Raw genomic sequence first — 15,023 nt, 5'->3', positions numbered from 1 at the left:
TAAATGGCAGAAGTAATCAATATGCCCCGGTTGAGTGACACCATGGAAGAAGGTACCGTGGCGAAGTGGCTCAAAAATGTTGGTGATAAAATTGAGGAAGGTGATATTTTGGCCGAAATTGAAACGGACAAAGCTACGATGGAGTTCGAATCCTTTCATGAAGGAACCTTGCTACATATCGGAATTGAAGAAGGAGACGGTGCACCAGTAGATTCGCTTTTGGCCATCATAGGTGAAGAAGGTGAAGATATTTCTGCACTTTTAAACGGTTCTGGAGAAAGTAAATCGGAAACTACGCCTGAAAAAATTGAAGATAAGGTTGAAGAGGTTGCCGAAAAAAGTACTGAGGCGGGTGTAGGAGAAGTTCCCGAAGGGGTGGAAATCATTACGATGCCTCGTCTGAGCGATACCATGGAAGAAGGCACCGTTGCATCTTGGTTGAAAAAAGTTGGAGATACTGTGGAAGAAGGCGATATTCTTGCTGAAATAGAGACAGATAAAGCCACTATGGAATTTGAATCCTTCTATTCAGGCACCTTACTGTATATTGGTATTCAAGAAGGTGAGGGGGCTCCGGTAGATTCCTTATTGGCCGTTATTGGCCCAGAAGGTACAGATGTTAACGCCGTTTTAAATGCAAAACCTTCGGGAGGAATAAAAGAAGAAACTAAAAAAGAAGCAGCTACAACTGAAGAGCCAAAAGCAGAAGCAGTAGCTGTTGAAACTTCTATAACTACAGATGGGCAGCGTATTTTTGCTTCCCCATTAGCAAAAAAGATAGCGTCGGATAAGGGAATCAACCTTTCAAATGTAAAAGGTTCTGGTGATAATGGCAGAATTGTAAAGCGTGATGTTGAAAATTATCAACCAAGCGCTTCAAGTCAGCCAACAACCACAGCATCTGCTGCTGTAAGTTCAGCACCTGCTATTGCCGCGGCACCTATCAATTTGCCAGTTGGTGAAGAAGGGACTGAAGAAGTTAAAAATTCGCAAATGCGTAAGGTAATTGCCAAGCGTTTGAGCGAATCTAAATTTAGTGCGCCACATTATTACTTGACTATTGAAGTGGATATGGATAATGCCAAAGCTTCAAGAGCGCAAATAAACGGCTTGCCCGAAACAAAGGTTTCATTTAACGACATGGTACTAAAGGCTTGTGCAATGGCATTAAAGAAACATCCGCAGGTAAATACTACATGGAACAATGATACTACCCGATTTAATCACCATGTTCATATTGGTGTGGCCGTTGCAGTAGATGATGGTCTTGTAGTACCTGTTTTAAAGTTTACAGATCAAATGAACTTAACTACTATTGGCAGTGCTGTTAAAGATATGGCAGTTAGGGCACGAAACAAAAAGTTGACGCCTGCCGAGATGGAGGGCAGTACGTTTACGGTTTCTAATCTTGGTATGTTTGGTATTTTAGAGTTTACCTCAATAATAAACCAACCTAATTCTGCTATTTTATCTGTAGGAGCTATTGTAGAGAAACCTGTAGTTAAAAATGGGGAAATAGTAGTTGGTAATACGATGAAAGTTACCCTAGCATGCGACCATAGAACTGTTGATGGCGCTACAGGGGCACAATTTTTACAGACTTTAAGGGCATATCTGGAAAACCCTGTAACAATGCTAGCTTAATCTAGAGTTGTAATCAAAATAGTAAAAGCATTCGTCCATGGCGAATGCTTTTTTTATCTTTAAACACATCAAAAAAATAGAACATGAAAATAGCTATAAGTTTTTTAAGCCTACTATTGGCCACGGCTTGCGGGTCTACCAAAATAGTGGAAACCAATCCAGATAATGTGCAAACGGCCGAACCTGCTGGTCCGGATGGTTTAAAGGCGCAAATGCCAAAAGAAACACCTGGCTTTACAAATGCTGCTAAGATTGGTGATATTATGAACTTTTTAGCTTCAGATGATTTAAAAGGTCGTGATTCTGGTAGTGAGGGAATTGAGGAAGCTGCTAAATACATCGAAAAACACTTTAAGGATAATGGTGTTGCTCCTTATTTTGACTCTTACAGGGACACTTTATCAAATTTTGAAAAAACCTCTTATAATATAGTCGGCATAGTTGAAGGGAATGACCCTAGTTTAAAAGGGGAGTATATTCTTATTGGTGCGCATTACGACCATATAGGAATTATCAAAGAAGAAAACGGTGATGCTATTGCCAATGGTGCTAATGATAATGCCTCGGGAACTACTACTGTTATGGAAATGGCACGTTATTTTGGAAAAAATAAAACCAATAAACGCAGTTTAATTTTTGCGCTTTTTAGTGCCGAAGAGAAAGGACTTTTAGGTTCAAGGCACTTGGCAAAAAAATTAAAAGAGGCAGATTTAAATCTCTATACGATGTTGAATTTTGAAATGACAGGTGTTCCTTTAGTTGGTAAAGATTATGAATTATATATTAGTGGGTATGAAATGTCTAATCTTGCTGAGGTAAGCAACAAATACGCAGGTAAAAAGTTAATCGGATTTTTACCAACAGCTAAGGAGTATAACCTATTCCAACGTTCAGATAATTACGATTTCCATAAAGAGTTTAATGTGCCTTCTCATACGTTCTGCACTTTCGACTTTACTAATTTTAACCACTACCATAAAGTTGGGGATGAAAATGAGATTATGGATTTTACGCATATGGCAAGTATGGTAAATAAAATGCTGCCAGTTGTAGAGGGTATTTCTAATGCCGCAACTCAAGAAGTAAAACTAAATTAATATAGGCTCCTCCCCTTTGATAAGGGGAGGTGTGCTGACTGTAAAGTCAGGACGGAGGGGATAAAATAGATTCCTGCCTTCGTAGGAATAAAAAATTATGTCTAAGAACATTATAATATCAGGTACCAGCAGGGGGATAGGTTTTGAAATGGCAAAGCTCTTTGCTGAAGAAGGTCATAAGGTATTAGCATTATCTAGAAATGCTAAGCCAATTTTAGACTTAAACAATAAAAATATTACTGCCTTTTCTTTTGATTTAGGGAAAATTGAAGACTATAAAAAGGTAACCGAGTTTATACAAGAATGGAAAACAGTTGATGTGCTTATCAACAATGCAGGTAGTCTTTTAAACAAGCCTTTTGCAGATACTACTACAGAAGAATTTGAAAAGGTGTATAAAGTAAATGTTTTTGGGGTTGCCGAATTGACGAGAATACTACTCCCAAAAATGAATAAAGAGGCTCATGTGGTAACCATAAGCTCCATGGGTGGAGTACAAGGCAGCATGAAGTTTCCAGGGCTAGCGGCATATAGTTCTAGTAAAGCAGCTGTAATTACGTTAACTGAGCTTTGGGCAGAAGAGTTTAAAGAAACCGGACCGTCATTTAACGTGTTAGCCCTTGGTGCTGTACAAACCGAAATGCTAGAAGAAGCTTTCCCGGGGTATAAAGCACCAACTACGGCATTGGAAATGGCAGCATATATTAAGGATTTTGCCTTAACTGGGAATAAGTATTATAATGGTAAGTTGTTGCAGGTAAGTAATAGTACGCCTTAATGGTTTAGCTATGAACAGCCCGAGAGCAAACTGGCGTTTACTTTCGGCCAAGCACATGGCAAAATCTTTTTGCGGACTTTTAAAATATACCCAAACTTAGGATTAAGTACCAAACCCACATTAATCATAGTTATTGGTGTAACACTTTATTTTTCGATTATTTCCAGATTAAAGCCTGGTCTACCATTAAGATGGTCATTAATGAATTCGTAATTAAGTCCATCTAAACGTTCATTTTGGAATTCTTTGTCTATTATTTCTTTTACTTCATTGAAATATTTTTCTGGTGTATGCCTAAAAATCACAACAGGCGCCATATATTTTTCACAGTTCAAGCTATTTTTTGATACCCAACCTCGTTTTTTTGTTATATCTAAGAGAAGTTCCGTATTTCGTCCATCAATTAGTTTTTGAATTTTCCATAAGGAATCCTTTTGTTTTTGAGTTCCATTTTGCAATAAATCCATGTTCCTGATTTTTTGGTCATCATCGGTCATTTTGGAAAGCAATTCACAAAGTTCAGTATCGTTTTCATAATTGTTTTCATTTTTGCAAGCACACTGTAAGATTATTATTACTAGAGTTATAATTAAAATTTGATATTTTTTCATTGTTATAAAACTTTGGTTTTATAAAGATTATATGATTAAACTCAATTTAACTATTGGGAATTAGTAAACTCTGTTTTACGATTAGTTAAGTTGTCTTTTGAAGGAGTATAATGCACGCCAACCTAGGCTGGGGTTTAGCAAAGTTGTTTGTTTCTCTTATATGCGTTCTAAAGATATGCAACAGAGAACAGTAAATCTAAAGTTATAAGGCCTTTATTTTAAGAATTCAACCTTATAAATAGTATCCAACTTTGGGTACTTTTTAATAAAGGCATCTAAATCCTTAAACATTAAGTCCAAGTTATTCATAGTAGTATCTGCATAACCAGAATACAAGGCTTCAAGTACTTCCATACCTTTGGTTACTTTCCCAAAAGTAGGAAAGCCCGTTACATCATTATAATGTAAGGTATCTAGTCTATTGTTATCCCTTAGATTAATAAACAAGTCTGTACCTCTGCTTTCTTTATCACCTCGTGCAAAACTCAATGTTCCTTTATCATTGCCTTGTAGTACTGGCTCATCAGGGATTTTATAACGGTTCCAACTAGTATAAATTAGGCTGTCATTACCACCAAATTGCGCTACAAATCCTGGATTAACCCTGTAAAACAGAATATTATTAAAGTATTTTGTCTTTACCAACTGATAAAAACGGTCTACTGCTTTGGGAGAAAGTTTTCGCTCTACTTTAACCAAAAAATCACCTTTTGATGTTTCAAATTTGGTAGTGAATGTTTCTGGGGCAATTGGTTTCGTCCAACTCGATTTAAATTTAGAAGTAGAGCAACCCAGAATAATTACAAGACCATATAGGACATATAAAATTCTTTTCTTAATCATTTGTCTTTGAATTGTTGTTAGTTGCTTCTTCAAAATATATTGAAGCATCGATTTCCCCATTTCTGGAAGAAACAATAAATTTATCAGCATTTGCTTCTATTTGTTCTCCTTGTGTAACCACAAGCCCGGCATTTTTAAAATCCTTTGGTAATTCCACTTTTAGAGACCAATCCCAATTAGTTTGTATCGTTCTTATAGTCAAACTTTTAGGGCCTTTCCAATAATATATTGAAATTTTATTGTTACCAATTTCAATATTTTCCAAAGAGGCTTTGTTCCAGCTATCTGGCATTTGAGGCCTAATCGTAATTTCTTTCTTAGCGGCATTTGGTTGAATACCAAAAAACTGATGAACAATAGGGTAGGCATAGCTGTAGATGTTCCATGCTTGCGTCATCATTCCAAAATCTGGGGAAACCTCATACATACTCCCTGGTAAAGCATAGCTAAAGGAACGTGTCATTCGTTCTAAATAGTTCAATGCTTCATTAGGTCTACCGTAATTATTTTCTGCTATGGCAGAAACTCCAGTTGGCAACGTCATCACTGCGCCTGTATAGGAAAAAACGGGAGGGGCTTTAAAAGCGCCATCATCAGAACCCGTAGATTCATCTCTATCTATACCTGTTACAAAAACACCAAACGGATTTACAAATCGCTTTGCAGTTTTCAGTGCTTTTAAAGCTTTGTCGTTATCGGCAATACCCATTTCCATTGGCGTATTCACTACCCAATTATGATGCAGCACAAAAGGTCTAGGTTTATTAGATGGATTATTTAAAATGAATTGTTTTGTTTGCTCCATTTCATTGATGGCCCAAGGTTTATTTAGCGTGTCTGCTCTAACAATGGCATCTTCTATTAAATGTAATGTTTGCTTATCTGTACCAATAAAATCGGCATAAGAATTAAAATCTTTAGACCAAAACTCACTATTGATTTTTTCCTTTAAGTTAGCTGCTATTGCTTCATAGGTGTTCGCCAAGCTAGTTTTATCAAGTTCATCGGCCATTTTAGATGCATCTGCAAATGCTTTTTGTGTATATACGACAACATCTATCATTTCACTATCTAGCCCATGAATTTCCATCATCCCGAAACCTTCAGGAAAACCATTTTTGTCCAGATCATTGGCATCCATCAACCATTTTAATCCTTTTTCTATAGTGGGAAAATACTTTTCTAAGAATGCTTTATCGCCATTCCATTGGTATATTCTCCAAATTAAGGAGGCGAACTGTGGGGTTTCATTTATATTGCCTTTATTAAAAACGGCTCCATTGGTAGACATTTCATGAATAATCTTTCCGTTTCCGTTTACGGCTTCAGAAACACTATCTAACAGTTTAATGGTGTTGTACACTGCATCTCTTTGTCCAACAGCCATATAACCCTGTAAGGCATATTCGCTATCTACTCCGAACCACCATGGATAATCGGGAATGCCCGCTGTAATTCCGGTTCCGATTTCAGGCACGGAACGCACGAGCCAATCACAGTTGTATTTTAGCCATTCAAAAGTTTGCTCTAATTTTTCATCAGGGATAGTAAGCTTGGTTTGATTTGCCAGTGCTTTGTATCTATTCTTTTTTGCTTCAATTAGTTCTGGAAGGTTATGCTGTATTTTTTTTAATGTTTTAATAGCTTCGTCTTCTGAAGTATAAGAGCCGGCAATACTAAATGTTAAGATTTTAGAACCCCTCTTTGGAATTCGGACTTTGTAGCTTAAGGTATTCGATGAGGTTAGTTTTTCTTGATTTAGCTTAGAGCTAAACTTTTGTTCTGGTTTATCTAAAGCTGCATAACAAACGTACCAAGGGTTGTTTTTGTCCTTCACGACCCAGCCATTAATTTTAGAACTATAACTTGGTTCGTCTTGACCATTAATCATATTGGTTCGTTCACCCAACCAAGTTGGTCTTAAATCTGAATGCCCGGTAAAAACCAGCTCAAAATTTTGTACTGTTTCGGCTTCATTATAAATTTCTAGTTGAATGGCAATTCCTTCTGTATCATCGGGCACGAACTGCCATCGCCCTATCTTCAAAGCCTTATCTGCAATGGAAAAATCATGTTTATTGGCAAAAGGGTAATTGGTAAAAGAATCAGCTTGGTTTAGAACATATGAATCATCATCCCAGTTTAGCAGAATATCAAATCCGTCCATGAGCTTAATGGGATGATTCCAAACACCACCCATTTCACCTTTAATATGCCATCCTAAATCAGGAAACGACCCATCTTGATGGCCAACCATATAAACTCTATTACCTGCAGTAACAAAAGGTGATGCCAGATATTCTTGTTTCCCCTGAATATTTGGAACATCTATTAAAAGGTCACTTATGCCGCTTTCTTTTTCTTTTGAGCAAGCCGATAGAATTAGACAAAGGATAACGTTGAAGGAAATTCTTTTGAACATGCCAAAACTTTTTTTAAAAATACAGAATTCAAAAAAAGTTCTTCGGTTTTTAAATTTTAAAAATATGGAGTCTATAGGAAACTACTATTTTTGTTGTCGTGGAAGATGTGCTACAGAAATATTTACCTGAGAGAGCGGTTATACCCTGCTTTGATTTGATTAAGGTGAATGGAGTTCATTTAAAAATTGTAAACCATAGGGTTACACGGCATGGCGATTATAGAAGGATGCCCAACGGGATGCACCAAATTACCGTAAACGCCTCGCTAAATAAATATCGATTTTTAATTACGTTAGTACATGAAATTGCACATTTGGTCGCATTTGAGAAGTTCGGCAGGCGAATAAAACCGCATGGGCTAGAATGGAAACGTACCTTTCAACAATTAATGCTGCCGTTTATTCGACCCGAAATATTTCCGACCAAACTTTTACCTGTAATAGCCAATCATTTCAAGAACCCAAAAGCCAGCAGCAGTACAGATGCAAAACTTGCCATTGCTTTAAAGACTTTTGATATAGAAGAACGGGAGCATTCTTATGTTTTTGAATTGCCTTTAGGTAGTACCTTTAGAATTCATAATGGAAAACTTTTTAAAAGGGGAAATAAAAGAGTTAAGCGGTATGAGTGTGTAGAGATAGCAACAGGCAGGTTATATCTTTTTCAGCCCAATGCCGAAGTTGAACAAGTGAACTAAGCTAGTTTAAAGATGGTGATTTCTGGACGAACATTAAATCTTACCTGGTAAAGATGACCCAGTGCGCGGTTAATGTATAGTGTTCTTCCTCCAGAAAGTTTTTTTATGCCCTTATCAAAATCCTTGTTTTTAACAGGAAGAACAGGAGCTTTAATAAAAGGAATTTTACATTGTCCTCCGTGAGTGTGACCAGATAAAATCCATCCATTGTAATCGTTCCATATATCTAAGTCACAAACATCTGGATTGTGACAAAGAACAATAGTGGCTTCATTTGGATTGTAATTTTTTAAAGCTTTTTTAGGGTTGAAATTTGTACCCCAGCAATCATCTACACCAATAAAATTAAGACCATTAATTCTTTTACAGTTATTTCTTAGAACTATAATCCCTTTTTCTTCTAAAATACCAGTAATTGTATCTGCAATTTTATCATCTACCCACTCTTCCCCATAATCATGATTACCTAAAATTGCTAGAGTACCTAGTTTACCTTTTGGGGCATAATTCATGCATTTTCTTAGACTCACAAGTGTCTCTTCATCTTCATAATGAATAAAGTCGCCAGTATAAACTACAAAATCTGGCTGGTAAGCTTGTGCTTTGTTTAATGAATCTACCAAATAATTAAAATCTACTTTTGGACCAACATGAATATCACTAATTTGCATCAAAGTTTTATCGATTAATTTATTAGGAATGTTAGCAATAGACATTTTTACTTTAACAAATTCTAACCAAAATGGCTCAAGTTGCCAAGAGTATAATCCCGCGATGGTTGTAAACCCAAATATGGTTGTTAATCCTTTTAAGAATTTTCTTCTTTGCATTAATTGAACATTAATAGTGTCATTAAACAAACGAATAGAAAGATGTAATAGTATGAAAGAAAATAAATTATAATAAATAAGAAAAATATTACGTTTTTAAAACAAAATATTCAAGTATGAACAATAATTATTACGCAGTATTAATGGCAGGTGGCGTTGGATCTCGTTTTTGGCCTGTGAGTACAACGAACAACCCGAAACAGTTTCATGATATGTTGGGTACGGGTGATACGCTTATTCAAAAAACGTTTTCACGTTTAAATAGGTTTATACCTACAGAAAACATTTTAATTTTAACCAATGAACGTTATAATGATTTGGTTTTGGAGCAATTGCCAAAAGTAAAGCAAGAACAGGTAGTATTGGAACCTGCCATGCGGAATACAGCTCCGTGTATTCTGTATGCGGCAATGAAAATTCAAAAAATGAATCCTAATGCGGTTATGATTGTTGCGCCAAGTGATCATTGGATTGAAGATGAACAAGCTTTTGAAAATGACGTAAAAGCATGCTTTGATAAGTGTGAAAAAGAGGAAGTGTTATGTACTTTAGGAATACAACCATCATACCCTAATACGGGTTTTGGGTATATAGAGTATGAAAAAGAAGCTCCATCTGAGATTAAAAAAGTAGCTCAGTTTAGAGAAAAACCGAACCTTGAAACTGCAAAGGATTTTCTCGCACAAGGAAATTTTCTTTGGAATGCAGGGATCTTTATGTGGGGAGTAAATACAATTGTTAATGCTTTTAAAGAATATCAAGTAGAACAATTTAAGCTTTTTGAAAATGGACTGAGTTGTTATAACACAGCTGAGGAACAAGACTTTATCGCTGAAAATTACCCAAAAGCCGAAAACATCTCTATAGATTATGCTATCTTAGAAAACTCCAAAGCTATTTATACTTTGCCAGCTACCTTTGATTGGAATGATTTAGGTACTTGGGGAGCGCTTTATGAAAAACTGGATAAGGACCAAAATCAAAACGCAGTGGTGAATGGTCAGACCCTCTTGGAAGACGCTAAGGGAAATATGATTAGGACCAATAAAGGTAAAATAGTTGTTATAGATGGTTTGGAAGATTATATAATCGTGGATAAAGACGATGTTTTATTAATTTATCCAAAATCAAAAGAACAGGATATCAAAAAGATTCGAGGTCAGGTTCAAGATAAATTCGGAGATCAATACGCATAGTTTATGAGTGAAAACCTATTTGAAGATAAAGAAGCTGCTTCAGAAGCCGCAGAGCAAGAAGTAAAAAAAGACTTTAAAGGTCTTTTAGGTAGTGGAAGAAAGTTTTTGTTCGAATTGCTCGAGATTAGAAGTAATACCGATCCTATCACTACTAAAGAATCCATTATCGCCGATATTCCCTTTAAGGGGCATACTTCTTGGATTTTGATATGTTCCATTTTTATCGCCTCAATTGGGTTAAATGCAAACTCCACCGCAGTAGTTATCGGGGCCATGCTTATTTCACCACTTATGGGTCCGATTCTGGGAATGGGCTTATCACTTGCTATTAATGATATTGATATGTTACGGCGCTCGCTTAAAAACTTTAGCGTAATGGTCGTGCTTAGTGTGTTGACTGCCTTTTTATTTTTTTACATCTTTCCGCTCAGGGATGAGTCATCTGAGTTATTGGCCAGAACAGCACCTGATATTAGAGATGTTTTGATTGCTTTTTTTGGTGGCTTGGCTTTGGTCATTGCTAGAGCAAAAAAAGGAACCATTGCCAGCGTAATTTTTGGTGTGGCAATTGCAACGGCTTTAATGCCACCATTATGTACCGTAGGTTTTGGATTGGCCATAGGTAAGCCTTTGTATGCTTTGGGCGCCATGTATCTATTTACTATTAATACCATTTTTATTGCTTTAGCTACTTTCTTGGTTATTAAGTACTTGCGGTTCCCCATGGTACGCTATGCAAATTCCAAAAGAAGACGTTTGATTGCTCGAATTGCCTCTATTATCGGATTAGCGGTAATGATACCGGCAGGATTTACTTTTTACAATGTGCTTCAAGAATCACTATTCAGAAAACAAGCCCAAGAATTTTTGGCCGATACCGTTGAGGTTTACGAGTTTAAAGGAAACGGGCGCTATGAAAATGATTTGACCGATGTGCATTATGACAAAGACCTAGGCTCGTATTTAGAGGTTGCTATTTTAGGTACCGAAGAGGTTCCAGAGAATATTATAAGTACTTGGAGAAATAAAAAGAGCAAATACAACCGTTTGGTTGATGCAGACTTAAGAGTGTTACAAGGAGGCCGTGACGATTCTGAACAGCGCTTTAATTATGTTAACGAATTGTACGAGTCTAAGAAAGCGGAACTGCTGACTAAAGATGAACGTATTCGGTTTTTAGAGGAGGAAATTGCAAGCTATGGAAAGTTGGCAGCTAGAAATATTCCGTTTAAAGAAATTACGGCAGAGGCCAAGGTGAACTATACATCTTTGGTTGGGATAGGATTTTCGAATCGCGTTCAAACTGACTTTAATAAAATGGACACCATTTCCTTTTTTGAAGTGAAATTAAAAGAAGGTTTAACGGAGGAGCAGCGAAAAGAAGATATAAAAAGAATCACTGATTGGCTGAAAATAAGGGTAAAGGATAGTACAATTCGAGTAAGCGAATTGAAATAGCTTACTAAGTACTTCGACTGCGCTCAGTATGACAAATTTTGCTCTTGAACTTTATTCTTGAGTTTGAACTTGAATTTTAATTCCTCTCTTCAATATACATTTGACGAACTTTTTTGAACAATTCAGAAGAGTATACAAAGTTCGTCACCGCCTCATTATCGGTCTTAAAAATTTCTTTGTTCGTGCCTTCCCATTCTTTATAACCATCTTTTAAAAAAATAATTTTTTCACCAATTTCCATAACGGAATTCATATCATGGGTATTGATTACAGTGGTGATATTATACTCTTGTGTGATTTCTTGAATAAGGTTGTCTATTAAAATTGCGGTTTTTGGGTCAAGACCTGAATTGGGTTCGTCACAGAACAGATATTTTGGATTCATTACAATGGCCCTCGCGATGGCAACCCTTTTTTGCATACCTCCTGATATTTCAGCAGGGTATTTTTCGTGGGCATCAATGAGATTTACCCGTTTCAATACAAAATCAACACGGTCTTGCATTTCTCCTTTGCTTTGTTTGGTAAACATATCCATCGGAAACATCACATTTTCTTGAACTGTCATAGAATCAAACAGGGCGCTACCCTGAAAAACCATCCCCATTTGTTGCCTAAGGTCCCTTTGTTCTGCAGAGGTTAAGTCCCAATAATAATCTCCATTGTAGCAGATTTTACCTTGTTCAGGTTCAAAAAGACCTAAAAGCGATTTTAGAAAAACTGTTTTCCCCGAACCACTTTGCCCAATAACCAAATTAGTTTTGCCCTGTTCAAAGGTTGTGCTAATCCCTTTTAAGATATGGGCTTCACCAAATGATTTATGTAAGTTTTCGACTTCAATCATCCGAGTAGTAATTGGGTTATAATATAGTTTAGAATGATAATGACCACACTCGTCCAAACAAATGCCGTAGTACTTGCTTTTCCAACCTCTAAGGCACCACCTTTCATGTAAAAGCCATGAAAAGAAGGTACAGTTGCAATAACAAAGGCAAAAACCAATGTTTTTATGAAGGAGTACGTAATATGAAAAGGAATAAAATCTAGTTGGAGCCCTTTCACAAATTCCCCACTTGGGGCATAACCGCCAAAAGCCCCAGCTACCCATCCACCAAAAATGCCAACATACATTGCAATGGCGATGGCAAACGGATAAAGAAGCATGGCAATAATTTTTGGAAAGACGAGATAGTTTAAGGAATTGACCCCCATTACCTCAAGGGCATCGATTTGTTCGGTAACCCTCATGGTTCCGATACTTGATGTGATATAAGAGCCTACCTTACCCGCCATAATAATTGAACAGAAAGTAGGGGCGAATTCTAATATTACAGACTGCCTAGTGGCAAAACCGATAAGACTTTTCGGAATTAGCGGACTGTTCAAATTCAATGCCGTTTGTATGGTAACGACCCCGCCAATAAAGAAAGAAATAAATATGATAATGCCCATTGAACCGTATATCAATTCATCGATTTCCTTTAAAATTAAAGACCTCATTATGCGCCATTTGGTGGGCTTTTTAAAGACCTCACCTACCATAATAAAGTACTTGCCAATGGCAGCGATGTAATTCATGAACGGTTATCTACTTAGAAACGTAAAAATAGTAATATTGAATGGTATTTAACCTTGATTTAATTTTTTGAACATAAGAATTCAATAGCTTTGCATGCTAAATAACTGGTACCAATGAAAAATTATGCCTATTTCGTCACCTTTTTACTTTTAATTTTCTGCTTAAAGCTTGATGCGCAACGAAAACAGAAAAACAAAAAGACTACTCCCGTTGAAACTACCGATGCATCTAAGTTGGTTGTTGGCATCATCGTAGATCAGATGCGTTATGATTATTTAACGCGATTTTGGAATCATTATGGATCAGACGGATTCAGACGTTTGGCAGAACAAGGATTTAATGCAAAAAATCATCATTTTAACTATGCCCCGACAAGCACGGGTCCAGGGCATACATCGGTATATACGGGTGCTAGCCCGAGTTCACATGGTATTATTGGTAATAATTGGTACGATAAAGAAAAAGATGCTAGCGTATATTGTGCATCGGACGATAGTTATAATTCTGTAGGAACTACTTCTGATGCCGGTAAAATGTCACCCCATCGCATGCTTACAACTACAATTACTGACCAATTGCGATTGCATACCCAGATGCGCGGTAAAACCATTGCAATTGCCTTAAAAGATAGGGGAGCGGTACTTCCTGGAGGGCATACGGCGAATGCGGCCTATTGGTTTGAAGGGGATGATGTAGGTAAGTGGATTACCAGTTCGTATTATATGAATACCTTGCCAAAGTGGGTGGATGATTTTAATGCATCTGGTAAAATACAGAGCTACAAAAAAGCTTGGACAACCATAAAGGACATTAACCTTTATGTTGAAAGTGGTGTTGACAACAATAATTATGAAGGTTTGTTCGAAACAGAAACTACGCCGACTTTTCCGCATAGTACCCCCAATCTTTTAGATAAGACCAAAGATTTTGAAATTATTAAGTATACCCCTTGGGGAAATAGCCTCACAACGGATTTTGCTCTCGAAGCTTTGGAAAAAGAAAGTTTGGGAACAGATAACATAACAGATTTTTTAGCGATCAGTTATTCTAGCACCGATTATATCGGTCATAAATTTGGGGTAAATTCCAAAGAGGTTCAAGATGCCTATTTAAGGTTGGATTTGGATTTGGCAAGACTTCTAAATGCTTTAGACACTAAAGTAGGAGCCGGAAAATATACCGTGTTCTTAACTGCAGATCATGGAGCTATCAATGTTCCTGCTTATTTGAGCGACCAAAAAATACCTGCAGGTTATTTAGATTGGAAAGAAACCAAAACCAAATTAAACGAGTTTTTGACCTACACGTATGGCACAACGGATTTGATCAAGAACATAAGTAACAACCAAGTTTTTCTAGATACAAAGGTAGTTGCAAATCTAGATATAGATTTGGATGAGGTGCAGGAAGAAATCGCACAAGAATTATTGAGTTATGACGATATGGATAAAACCTTCACAGGTTACCAAATGTGGCAAAATGAGTATACCAAAGGTATTCCGTATATTTTACAGAATGGTTGGCACCAAAAACGTTCTGGAGATATCTTATTTGTGCTTAAGCCAGCTCATATATCCTATCCCAGAATGGGTTCTACGCATGGATCTCCTATGATTTATGATACCCATGTGCCCTTGTTGTTTTATGGAAATGGAATAAAAAAGGGAAGTACGGTCAATAGAACGGAAATACCAGATATTGCGCCAACCGTAGCCGCTATGTTAGGGATTGCTTTCCCTAATGGAACTACCGGAAAGCCTATTCTTGAGGTTTTGGATTAGAGGTTTTAAGAGCAAAGATGTATTTGACATCACGCTTTAGCTATAATCAGACGGAAGCAAACTAGTGTTTACTTTCCGTTATGCAC

General features: G+C 36.8%; 13 protein-coding genes. 7 read left to right on the top strand and 6 right to left on the bottom strand.

The genetic code is table 11. The features are described 5' to 3' along the window. Nucleotides 1-3: 3 nt before the first annotated feature. The 3 genes from ACFSQJ_RS19615 (at nt 4) to ACFSQJ_RS19605 (ending at nt 3,519) form a co-directional block, all read left to right on the top strand. Complete coding sequence (locus tag ACFSQJ_RS19615) at nt 4-1,644, top strand: pyruvate dehydrogenase complex dihydrolipoamide acetyltransferase (protein WP_377768616.1); 1,641 nt, start codon at nt 4-6, stop codon at nt 1,642-1,644. Between the two features lie 83 nt (nt 1,645-1,727). Next, a complete protein-coding gene (locus ACFSQJ_RS19610; RefSeq protein WP_377768615.1) occupies nt 1,728-2,741 on the top strand; it encodes a M28 family metallopeptidase in 1,014 nt (337 codons plus the stop codon). Between the two features lie 97 nt (nt 2,742-2,838). Beyond that, nucleotides 2,839-3,519, top strand: coding sequence for an SDR family NAD(P)-dependent oxidoreductase (locus tag ACFSQJ_RS19605; protein WP_377768614.1), 681 nt, complete (start codon nt 2,839-2,841; stop codon nt 3,517-3,519). 146 nt (nt 3,520-3,665) lie between these two features. On the opposite strand, the gene ACFSQJ_RS19600 is transcribed toward ACFSQJ_RS19605, so the two are convergent. The 3 genes from ACFSQJ_RS19600 to ACFSQJ_RS19590 all read right to left on the bottom strand — a co-directional run bounded on the left by ACFSQJ_RS19600 (nt 3,666) and on the right by ACFSQJ_RS19590 (nt 7,395). Continuing rightward, nucleotides 3,666-4,130: a hypothetical protein gene (locus ACFSQJ_RS19600; RefSeq protein ID WP_377768613.1), complete on the bottom strand. Its 465-nt coding sequence runs from the start codon at nt 4,128-4,130 to the stop codon at nt 3,666-3,668. 213 nt (nt 4,131-4,343) lie between these two features. Then, nucleotides 4,344-4,973, bottom strand: a complete 630-nt coding sequence (locus tag ACFSQJ_RS19595; RefSeq protein WP_377768612.1) for a peptidylprolyl isomerase — start codon at nt 4,971-4,973, stop codon at nt 4,344-4,346. Next, nucleotides 4,966-7,395, bottom strand: a complete 2,430-nt coding sequence (locus ACFSQJ_RS19590; RefSeq protein ID WP_377768611.1) for an amylo-alpha-1,6-glucosidase — start codon at nt 7,393-7,395, stop codon at nt 4,966-4,968. The genes ACFSQJ_RS19595 and ACFSQJ_RS19590 overlap by 8 nt, the downstream gene beginning before the upstream one ends. A gap of 98 nt (nt 7,396-7,493) precedes the next feature. Here ACFSQJ_RS19590 and ACFSQJ_RS19585 point away from each other — a divergent pair, with 98 nt between their 5' ends. Next, a complete protein-coding gene (locus ACFSQJ_RS19585) occupies nt 7,494-8,093 on the top strand; it encodes a SprT-like domain-containing protein (RefSeq protein WP_377768610.1) in 600 nt (199 codons plus the stop codon). Here the strand turns inward: ACFSQJ_RS19585 and ACFSQJ_RS19580 are convergent. Next, nucleotides 8,090-8,923: a metallophosphoesterase gene (locus ACFSQJ_RS19580; protein WP_377768609.1), complete on the bottom strand. Its 834-nt coding sequence runs from the start codon at nt 8,921-8,923 to the stop codon at nt 8,090-8,092. The two genes, ACFSQJ_RS19585 and ACFSQJ_RS19580, sit on opposite strands and share 4 nt — an antisense overlap. A 116-nt stretch (nt 8,924-9,039) precedes the next feature. On the opposite strand from ACFSQJ_RS19580, the gene ACFSQJ_RS19575 reads away from it, so the two are divergent. Together ACFSQJ_RS19575 and ACFSQJ_RS19570 are read left to right on the top strand one after the other, a co-directional pair. Continuing rightward, nucleotides 9,040-10,119 carry a mannose-1-phosphate guanylyltransferase gene (locus tag ACFSQJ_RS19575; RefSeq protein ID WP_377768608.1) on the top strand — a complete coding sequence of 360 codons (1,080 nt, stop codon included), beginning with the start codon at nt 9,040-9,042 and terminating at the stop codon, nt 10,117-10,119. A gap of 3 nt (nt 10,120-10,122) precedes the next feature. Continuing rightward, the gene (locus ACFSQJ_RS19570; RefSeq protein ID WP_377768607.1) at nt 10,123-11,577 is read left to right on the top strand and encodes a DUF389 domain-containing protein; all 1,455 of its coding nucleotides are present in this window, start codon (nt 10,123-10,125) and stop codon (nt 11,575-11,577) included. Nucleotides 11,578-11,653: 76 nt separating this feature from the next. On the opposite strand, the gene ACFSQJ_RS19565 is transcribed toward ACFSQJ_RS19570, so the two are convergent. Both ACFSQJ_RS19565 and ACFSQJ_RS19560 read right to left on the bottom strand, forming a co-directional pair. Beyond that, nucleotides 11,654-12,421: an ABC transporter ATP-binding protein gene (locus ACFSQJ_RS19565; RefSeq protein WP_377768606.1), complete on the bottom strand. Its 768-nt coding sequence runs from the start codon at nt 12,419-12,421 to the stop codon at nt 11,654-11,656. After that, nucleotides 12,418-13,155 carry an MlaE family ABC transporter permease gene (locus ACFSQJ_RS19560; protein WP_377768605.1) on the bottom strand — a complete coding sequence of 246 codons (738 nt, stop codon included), beginning with the start codon at nt 13,153-13,155 and terminating at the stop codon, nt 12,418-12,420. The genes ACFSQJ_RS19565 and ACFSQJ_RS19560 overlap by 4 nt, the downstream gene beginning before the upstream one ends. 114 nt (nt 13,156-13,269) lie before the next feature. Between ACFSQJ_RS19560 and pafA the strand changes: the two genes are divergently transcribed. Beyond that, complete coding sequence (gene pafA, locus ACFSQJ_RS19555) at nt 13,270-14,937, top strand: alkaline phosphatase PafA (protein WP_377768604.1); 1,668 nt, start codon at nt 13,270-13,272, stop codon at nt 14,935-14,937. Nucleotides 14,938-15,023 lie beyond the last annotated feature (86 nt).

Source organism: Croceitalea marina, assembly GCF_042684265.1.
In the GTDB taxonomy this organism is placed as follows: domain Bacteria; phylum Bacteroidota; class Bacteroidia; order Flavobacteriales; family Flavobacteriaceae; genus Croceitalea; species Croceitalea marina.
The sequence above is the reverse complement of the archived record's forward strand: the minus strand, read 5'-3'. Positions and strand labels throughout refer to the sequence as shown.

Bases quoted from the DNA above. Each gene is read 5' to 3' on its own strand.
- ACFSQJ_RS19610 (WP_377768615.1), top strand. From the start codon at position 1,728: ATGAAAATAGCTATAAGTTTTTTAAGCCTACTATTGGCCACGGCTTGC.
- ACFSQJ_RS19560 (WP_377768605.1), bottom strand. From the start codon at position 13,155: ATGAATTACATCGCTGCCATTGGCAAGTACTTTATTATGGTAGGTGAG.
- pafA (WP_377768604.1), top strand. From the start codon at position 13,270: ATGAAAAATTATGCCTATTTCGTCACCTTTTTACTTTTAATTTTCTGC.
- ACFSQJ_RS19580 (WP_377768609.1), bottom strand. From the start codon at position 8,923: ATGCAAAGAAGAAAATTCTTAAAAGGATTAACAACCATATTTGGGTTT.
- ACFSQJ_RS19595 (WP_377768612.1), bottom strand. From the start codon at position 4,973: ATGATTAAGAAAAGAATTTTATATGTCCTATATGGTCTTGTAATTATT.
- ACFSQJ_RS19575 (WP_377768608.1), top strand. From the start codon at position 9,040: ATGAACAATAATTATTACGCAGTATTAATGGCAGGTGGCGTTGGATCT.
- ACFSQJ_RS19605 (WP_377768614.1), top strand. From the start codon at position 2,839: ATGTCTAAGAACATTATAATATCAGGTACCAGCAGGGGGATAGGTTTT.
- ACFSQJ_RS19570 (WP_377768607.1), top strand. From the start codon at position 10,123: ATGAGTGAAAACCTATTTGAAGATAAAGAAGCTGCTTCAGAAGCCGCA.
- ACFSQJ_RS19590 (WP_377768611.1), bottom strand. From the start codon at position 7,395: ATGTTCAAAAGAATTTCCTTCAACGTTATCCTTTGTCTAATTCTATCG.
- ACFSQJ_RS19615 (WP_377768616.1), top strand. From the start codon at position 4: ATGGCAGAAGTAATCAATATGCCCCGGTTGAGTGACACCATGGAAGAA.
- ACFSQJ_RS19565 (WP_377768606.1), bottom strand. From the start codon at position 12,421: ATGATTGAAGTCGAAAACTTACATAAATCATTTGGTGAAGCCCATATC.
- ACFSQJ_RS19600 (WP_377768613.1), bottom strand. From the start codon at position 4,130: ATGAAAAAATATCAAATTTTAATTATAACTCTAGTAATAATAATCTTA.